Here is a 7,500-nt window from a genome sequence, read left to right on the forward strand (position 1 = left end):
CCCCGCCTCCTCTACGGGGACCGCGCCGCCCGCCGCCCGCACGCCCTCCGGGCCGTCCTGGACGCCGAGGGCCCCGCCCTCGTCGTCACGTCCGACCCGACCCTGTGGGCGGAGACCAGGGACGCCCGCGCCAAGCTCGGCCCGGTCGTCCTCTACGACCCCTGCCACCTCTGCGACGCCCCGGTACGCCTCCACTGGTCGCCCACGGCCGGCTGCGAGGACACCGCCACGGCGGCGGCCCGCGCCGCCGCGCTCCTCGCCCCCGTACGCCCCCCGGCCCGCCTGGACGCCGCCGTCGCCGACACGGCCGAGACCCTGCTCGGCTGCTGGCTGCACGCCGCGGCCGTCGACGGCCGGCCGTTCAAGCAGGTGCACCGCTGGGCGCAGCACCACGGCACGGCCCACGAGCCGGTACGCATCCTCCGTACGCACCCCAGGGCCACCAACAGCCACGCCGGGCTCCTGGAGTCGGCGCTCACCGCCTACCCCGAACGCCGCGAGGCGGCGCGGGCCCTGACGATCCGTGCCCTGTCCTGCCTCTCCTCAGTCCACATCCGCGAGGCGTGCGCCCCGAACCGGACCGACACGCTGGCCCTGGAGTCATTCGCCGCCGAGGGGGGAACGCTCTACGTGGTGGGCGAACCGATCGAGGCGCCCCGCGCCGACCCCGGCGCGATGCCCCTCCTCACCGCCCTCGCCTCGCACGTGGTCGAGCACGGCCGCCGCATGGCCGCACGGTCATCCGACGGTCGGCTCGACCCACCAATGACCCTCGTCCTCGACGACGCGGCCGCCGTCGCCCCGCTCCCCCACCTCCCGGAGCTCCTCGCGACCGGCCACCACCGGGGCCTTCCCGCGCTCGTCCTGCTCCGCTCCCAGGAGCAGGCCCGCGCCCGCTGGCAGACCCCGCTCACCGCGCCGGCCCGCTGAGTCCTCCCGAAGCGGCCACCGCCGTCGCGCCCCCGGCCTCACGCCGGGCCCCTCCGAGCCACCCTCCCGGCCGGGACCCCGTTCCGGCGGCTACCGCTCCCCGGCCTCCGGGCCACCCGTGTCCGCGTCGGGCCGCCACCTCTCGTACTCGTGGTCCTCTCCGCCCGCCTCCCCCTCCAGCACCGCCACCCGCCCGCTCGGCACGAACCCCGCCTTCCGGTACAGCGCCGCCGCCCGCGCGTTCCGCTCGTGCACGTACAGCCGGACCCGCCGCACCACCGGCTCCGACAGCGACCACGACCAGTCCACGGCCGTCTCCACCAGCTTCTCCGCGACGCCGCCGCCCCGCGCCTCGGGACGCAGGTAGACACCGACGATGTGCGCCTGGTCCACCTCCGGCGCCTCGCCGAACAGCACCTCCGCGCCCCGCCGCTCCAGCAGCGAGGTCACCGATCCGACCCACCGCCCGTCCGGCGCGACGGCCACGAACTGCCGGGCCGTGTCGCTGCCCTCCGCCGACCAGGCGGTCCGCTCCCGCCAGTGCTCCTCCGGCCGCGCCACGGCGGCCTCGTACGTGTCGAGGAAGGCGAGCGGCGCCGCCGGGTCCCGCAGCGCGTCCAGCCTCAGCACGCGGGCCTCGCGCCACTCCTCGGCCCGCACGGTCCGTATCAGGTAGGTCATCCCCCGATGCTTCCCGCCGCCCCGCGCCCGGGCAACTCCTTTGTTCCCCGTCGTACCCCGGTACCACGTCCCCGCCGCCGTTCCCGTCCCCGGTCGGACGTGCCGCCGCGCCCCGCTCCGTAGCGTCGTCGGCATGATCCGGGCACACGAACTGACCAAGACCTACGGCGGGAGGACCGCCGTCCACGACCTCACCTTCACCGTCCGCCCCGGCACCGTGACCGGCTTCCTCGGCCCGAACGGCGCCGGCAAGTCCACCACCCTGCGCATGCTGCTCGGCCTGGACGCGCCGACCCGCGGCCGCGCCACCGTCGACGGCCGCTCCTACGCCTCCCACCCGGCGCCCCTCACCCAGGTCGGCGCCCTGCTGGAGGCCCGCGCCGTCCACCCCGGGCGCACGGCCCGCGCCCACCTCCGGTCCCTCGCCCTCACGCACGGCCTGCCGCACCGCCGCGTCGACGAGGTGCTGGAACTGACCGGCCTGACGGACGCCGCCGACCGCCGGGTGAAGGGCTTCAGCCTCGGCATGGGCCAGCGCCTCGGCATCGCCTCCGCCCTGCTCGGCGACCCGGCGACGCTCGTCCTGGACGAACCGGTCAACGGCCTCGACCCGGAGGGCGTCCTGTGGATCCGCACCCTCCTGCGGTCGCTCGCCGCCGAGGGCCGCACCGTCCTCGTCTCGTCGCACCTGATGTCCGAGATGGCCCTCACCGCGGACCACCTGATCGTCATCGGCCGCGGCCGGCTCCTCGCCGACACCACGGTCGACGACCTCGTGCGGCGCTCCGGCGGCCGCACCGTCCGGGTCGTCACCCCGCGCGCCGCGGACCTGCGCCGCGCCCTGCTCGCCGCCCACCCGGACGCCGAGATCACCGCCGACGGCCCGGAGGAGCTGGACGTACGGGGGGTGGACGCGCCGCGCATCGGACGCGCCGCCGCCGGCCTGGCGATCCCCCTGTACGAGCTGACGCCGCGCGACCCGTCGCTGGAGCAGGCGTTCATGGACCTCACCCGCGACACCGTCGAGTACCAGGGAGCCGCCGCATGACCGCCGCAGCCACCACCCGGCACACACCCGCCGGGAAGCCCTCGCCCACCGGCCCGGACGGCGGCGGGGCCGCCCCCGCGTCCCCGTACGCCGTCACCGGAGCCCGCGTGCTGCGCGCGGAGTGGTTCAAACTCCGCTCGCTGCGCTCGTCCCGCGTCACGGCCGCCACGGCGGTGCTCCTGGTGATCGCCGTGGCCCTGCTGATGGGCGGGACGTACGAGTCGGGCGGCGGGGACTCCGACGTCGACCCGGTGGTACTGGTCCTCCAGGGCACGATGCTCTCGCAGATCTGCTTCGCCGTCCTCGGCATCCTGGTCACCGCGGGCGAGTACGCGACGGGCTCCATCCGGGCGACGCTGACGGCCGTACCGGCCCGGCTGCCCGTCCTGTGGGCGAAGACGGCGGTCTTCACCGCGACGGTGTTCACCCTCGGCCTGGCCACCGCCCTGGTGTCGTACCCGGCGGCGCAGGTGCTCCTCGCCGACACCGACCAGGCCGGTTCGCTGACGGACGACGGGGTGCTCGCGGCCCTCGCCGGCAACTCGGCCGGGGTCACGCTCGTCGCGCTGATCGCCCTGGGGCTGGGCGCGCTGCTCCGCTCGGTGCCGGGCGCGCTGGGCGCGTTCGTCGGCGGCGTGGTGATCGTCCCGGAGATCCTGGGCGCCCTCCCGTACGAGGCGGCGGAGACGGCCGTGCGGTACTTCCCCACGCAGGCCGCGCACGCGCTCGGCTCGTCGACCCCGCTGCCGGGCGCGGCGTCCCCGGGCGCGGCGCTCCTGGCGCTGCTGCTGTGGGCGGGCGGGACGCTGGCGCTCGCCGCGGTGCTGCTGAAACGCCGCGACGTGTGACGACCTCCCGTACGAGGATGGGCGGCATGGAGCATCAGACGGGCGGCGCCGAGGCGTTGACGACCCGGGTGCAGGCGGCACTGCACCGGGTACGCGCGTTCGACCGGCGCCGCCCGCTCGTGTGGGACGGACTGCTGACGGGCTTCTTCGTCGTGGCGGCGCTGACGGACGCGCGGGGCGGCTGGCGGAGCACCGCCGCCGTCCGGGACGTGCCGGTGGAGCTGGTGACGGTCCTGAGCCTGGCCCTCTCGGTGCCGCTGCTGTGGCGCCGCCGGCACCCCCTGGCGGTACTGGCGGCGATGGCCCCGGCGGCGCTGGTGAGCCAGTGGACGGGGGCGCTGCTCCAGGCCGCCCTGATCCAGCTCGTGCCCGTGTACACCGCGGCGCTGCGCCTGCCGCCGCGGCGGCTGTGGTGGGCGGTGGCACTGCTGGTGCCGCCGCTGATGGTGGGCGCGCTCCGGTTCCCGCACGTCGGCTGGGACCAGTTGGTCCTGGCGCCGCTGTGGGCGTACGCGCTGGTCGTGCTGGGCGCGATGGTCGTGCGGACCCGCCAGGACCACACGGCGTCGCTGGTGGAGCGAGCCCACCGGCTGGAGGTGGAGCGCGACCAGCAGGCCCGGCTCGCGGCGGCCTCGGAACGGGCCCGCATCGCGCGGGAGATGCACGACATCATCGGCCACAACCTGTCGGTCATCACGGGTCTGGCCGACGGCGGCCGGTACGCGGCGGCGAAGTCCCCGGAGCGGGCGGCGCAGGCACTGGACGGCATCGCGACGACGAGCCGCCAGGCCCTGACGGAGTTGCGCCGCCTCCTGGGCGTCCTGCGCGACGACCCCGAGCCGCCGACCGCCGGTGCCCCGCCGAAGCTGAGTCCCCAGCCCGCGCTCGCCGACCTGGACCGGCTCCTGGAGGGGGTGCGGGCTGCGGGCCTGCCGGTGCGCCTCACCGTCCGCGGTGAGGCGTCGCCCCTGCCGCCGGGCCCGCAGCTGGCCGTGTTCCGCGTGATCCAGGAGGCCCTGACGAACACCCTGAAGCACGCGGGACCCGGTGCGACGGCGGCGGTGGAGGTGTCGTACGGGGACGGGGTCGCCGTCACGGTCACCGACACGGGTCCGGCGGGCCGCCCGGGCACGCCCCGGGATACGCTCGCCGACGCGGCGCCCGGCTCCGGGTCCGCTCCGGGCCGGCCCGGACGTCGGATCGCGGCGGGTGCCGCCGGGACCCGCGTGCCACCCCGCCCGGGGGGCCGNGGGGCTGACGGGCATGCGGGAGCGCGCGGCCTTGTACGACGGGACGTTCGAGGCGGGTCCCCTGCCGGCTCCGCCGGGGGGCTGGCGTGTCCGTTTGTTCCTTCCGAAGGATTCGGTGACGTGACGACGGTGCTCATCGTGGACGACCAGCCGTTGCAGCGGTTCGGTTTCCGCATGCTGCTGGAGAGCCAGGACGACATGTCGGTGGCGGGTGAGGCCGGCACGGGGGGCGAGGCGGTCAGGCTCGTGGCGGAGGTACGGCCGGACGTGGTGCTGATGGACATCCGCATGCCCGGTATGGACGGCATCGAGGCGACGCGCAGGATCGTCGCGTCCGGGGGCCGTACGCGGGTGCTGATCCTGACGACGTTCGACCTGGACGAGTACGCGCACGCGGGGCTGCGGGCGGGCGCGAGCGGCTTCCTGCTGAAGGACGCCCAGCCGGAGGACGTCCTGTCGGGGGTGCGTGCGGTGGCGTCGGGCGACGCGGTGGTGGCGCCGCGGATGACGCGCCGGCTGCTGGACGCGTACGCACGCCATCTGCCGCCGGTACCGGGAGCGGCCCCCGCTCCCGATCCGCGCCTGGCCCCGCTCACCGAACGGGAACGGGAGATCCTCACGGTGATCGGCCGGGGCTGGACCAACACGGAGATCGCCGAGCACTTCCACCTGGCGGAATCGACGGTGAAGACGCATGTGGGCCGCATTCTGGCGAAGACGAACTCCCGCGACCGCGTCCAGGCGGTGATCCTGGCGTACGACACACGTCTGGTGCAGCCGGCCTCGTAAGGCGCCTTCGAAAGGTGCCTTCGAAAGGTGCCTTCGAAATGGTCTGGAAATGCGGAAAGCCCCGCACCATGAGGTGCGGGGCTTTCCCGAAGAATTGTTCGGCGGTGTCCTACTCTCCCACAGGGTCCCCCCTGCAGTACCATCGGCGCTGAAAGGCTTAGCTTCCGGGTTCGGAATGTAACCGGGCGTTTCCCTAACGCTATGACCACCGAAACACTATGAAGATATGAACTCGACCGGCCCACACNANNGGGGGAGTTCGTTACTTCAGAACTGACACAGTGGACGCGAGCAACTGAGGACAAGCCCTCGGCCTATTAGTACCGGTCAACTCCACCCATCACTGGGCTTCCATATCCGGCCTATCAACCCAGTCGTCTACTGGGAGCCTTACCCTCTCNAAGGAGGTGGGAACACTCATCTCGAAGCAGGCTTCCCGCTTAGATGCTTTCAGCGGTTATCCCTCCCGAACGTAGCCAACCAGCCATGCCCTTGGCAGGACAACTGGCACACCAGAGGTTCGTCCGTCCCGGTCCTCTCGTACTAGGGACAGCCCTTCTCAATATTCCTACGCGCACAGCGGATAGGGACCGAACTGTCTCACGACGTTCTAAACCCAGCTCGCGTACCGCTTTAATGGGCGAACAGCCCAACCCTTGGGACCGACTCCAGCCCCAGGATGCGACGAGCCGACATCGAGGTGCCAAACCATCCCGTCGATATGGACTCTTGGGGAAGATCAGCCTGTTATCCCCGGGGTACCTTTTATCCGTTGAGCGACGGCGCTTCCACAAGCCACCGCCGGATCACTAGTCCCGACTTTCGTCCCTGCTCGACCCGTCGGTCTCACAGTCAAGCTCCCTTGTGCACTTACACTCAACACCTGATTGCCAACCAGGCTGAGGGAACCTTTGGGCGCCTCCGTTACCCTTTAGGAGGCAACCGCCCCAGTTAAACTACCCATCAGACACTGTCCCTGATCCGGATCACGGACCCAGGTTAGACATCCAGCACGACCAGAGTGGTATTTCAACGGCGACTCCACCATGACTGGCGTCACGGCTTCACAGTCTCCCACCTATCCTACACAAGCCGAACCGAACACCAATATCAAACTGTAGTAAAGGTCCCGGGGTCTTTCCGTCCTGCTGCGCGAAACGAGCATCTTTACTCGTAGTGCAATTTCACCGGGCCTATGGTTGAGACAGTCGAGAAGTCGTTACGCCATTCGTGCAGGTCGGAACTTACCCGACAAGGAATTTCGCTACCTTAGGATGGTTATAGTTACCACCGCCGTTTACTGGCGCTTAAGTTCTCAGCTTCGCCCGGACGAATCCAGGCTAACCGGTCCCCTTAACGTTCCAGCACCGGGCAGGCGTCAGTCCGTATACCTCGCCTTACGGCTTCGCACGGACCTGTGTTTTTAGTAAACAGTCGCTTCTCGCTGGTCTCTGCGGCCACCCCCAGCTCGGAGTGCAAGACTCGTCACCAGACGTGGCCCCCCTTCTCCCGAAGTTACGGGGGCATTTTGCCGAGTTCCTTAACCATAGTTCACCCGAACGCCTCGGTATTCTCTACCTGACCACCTGAGTCGGTTTAGGGTACGGGCCGCCATGAAACTCGCTAGAGGCTTTTCTCGACAGCATAGGATCATCCACTTCGCCACAATCGGCTCGGCATCAGGTCTCAGCCTTCAATGTGTGACGGATTTGCCTACCACACGGCCTACACCCTTACCCCGNACAACCACCGCCCGGGCTGGACTACCTTCCTGCGTCACCCCATCGCTCACCTACTACCAGTCTGGGCCACCGGCTCCACCACTCCGTGCTTGTCCGAAGACGCACACGACGGCTTCACGGGCTTAGCATCGCTGGGTTCAGCGCTGGCGCTTCAAAGCGGGTACCGGAATATCAACCGGTTGTCCATCGACTACGCCTGTCGGCCTCGCCTT

The 7,500-nt window shown here is 71.1% G+C and carries 4 protein-coding genes, 2 rRNA genes and 3 pseudogenes (1 of these 9 cut by a window edge); 6 read left to right on the forward strand and 3 right to left on the reverse strand.

The window, feature by feature from the left end:
• Positions 1-930, forward strand: a pseudogene (locus MW084_RS13150) (type IV secretory system conjugative DNA transfer family protein); the annotation flags it as partial.
• A 90-nt stretch (positions 931-1,020) separates the two neighbouring features.
• Here MW084_RS13150 and MW084_RS13155 read toward each other — a convergent pair.
• Positions 1,021-1,611 (reverse strand): GNAT family N-acetyltransferase, encoded by a 591-nt coding sequence (locus MW084_RS13155; RefSeq protein ID WP_010474964.1) that lies wholly within the window; start codon positions 1,609-1,611, stop codon positions 1,021-1,023.
• 133 nt (positions 1,612-1,744) lie between these two features.
• Here MW084_RS13155 and MW084_RS13160 point away from each other — a divergent pair, with 133 nt between their 5' ends.
• The 5 genes and pseudogenes from MW084_RS13160 to MW084_RS13175 all read left to right on the forward strand — a co-directional run bounded on the left by MW084_RS13160 (position 1,745) and on the right by MW084_RS13175 (position 5,546).
• Positions 1,745-2,659 carry an ABC transporter ATP-binding protein gene (locus MW084_RS13160; RefSeq protein ID WP_010474966.1) on the forward strand — a complete coding sequence of 305 codons (915 nt, stop codon included), beginning with the start codon at positions 1,745-1,747 and terminating at the stop codon, positions 2,657-2,659.
• Entirely contained in the window at positions 2,656-3,507 is an 852-nt protein-coding gene (locus tag MW084_RS13165) for an ABC transporter permease (RefSeq protein WP_010474968.1), read from the forward strand. The genes MW084_RS13160 and MW084_RS13165 overlap by 4 nt, the downstream gene beginning before the upstream one ends.
• A gap of 80 nt (positions 3,508-3,587) precedes the next feature.
• Positions 3,588-4,756 (forward strand): annotated as a pseudogene (locus MW084_RS24595) (sensor histidine kinase); the annotation flags it as partial.
• A 1-nt stretch (position 4,757) separates the two neighbouring features.
• Positions 4,758-4,881 (forward strand): annotated as a pseudogene (locus MW084_RS24735) (ATP-binding protein); the annotation flags it as partial.
• Positions 4,878-5,546 (forward strand): response regulator, encoded by a 669-nt coding sequence (locus MW084_RS13175; RefSeq protein WP_275563605.1) that lies wholly within the window; start codon positions 4,878-4,880, stop codon positions 5,544-5,546. The pseudogene MW084_RS24735 and the gene MW084_RS13175, both read left to right, overlap by 4 nt.
• 96 nt (positions 5,547-5,642) lie before the next feature.
• Here the strand turns inward: MW084_RS13175 and rrf are convergent.
• Together rrf and MW084_RS13185 are read right to left on the reverse strand one after the other, a co-directional pair.
• A 5S ribosomal RNA gene (gene rrf / locus MW084_RS13180) occupies positions 5,643-5,759 on the reverse strand.
• 84 nt (positions 5,760-5,843) lie between these two features.
• Positions 5,844-7,500: ribosomal RNA gene (locus MW084_RS13185) — 23S ribosomal RNA — on the reverse strand; it runs 1,460 nt beyond the window's last position.

The organism is Streptomyces sudanensis (genome assembly GCF_023614315.1).
GTDB lineage: Bacteria > Actinomycetota > Actinomycetes > Streptomycetales > Streptomycetaceae > Streptomyces > Streptomyces sudanensis.

What these genes read in the sequence shown, in the direction of transcription:
- MW084_RS13155 (WP_010474964.1), bottom strand. Translation starts at nt 1,611, where the DNA reads ATGACCTACCTGATACGGACCGTGCGGGCCGAGGAGTGGCGCGAGGCC.
- MW084_RS13160 (WP_010474966.1), top strand. Translation starts at nt 1,745, where the DNA reads ATGATCCGGGCACACGAACTGACCAAGACCTACGGCGGGAGGACCGCC.
- MW084_RS13165 (WP_010474968.1), top strand. Translation starts at nt 2,656, where the DNA reads ATGACCGCCGCAGCCACCACCCGGCACACACCCGCCGGGAAGCCCTCG.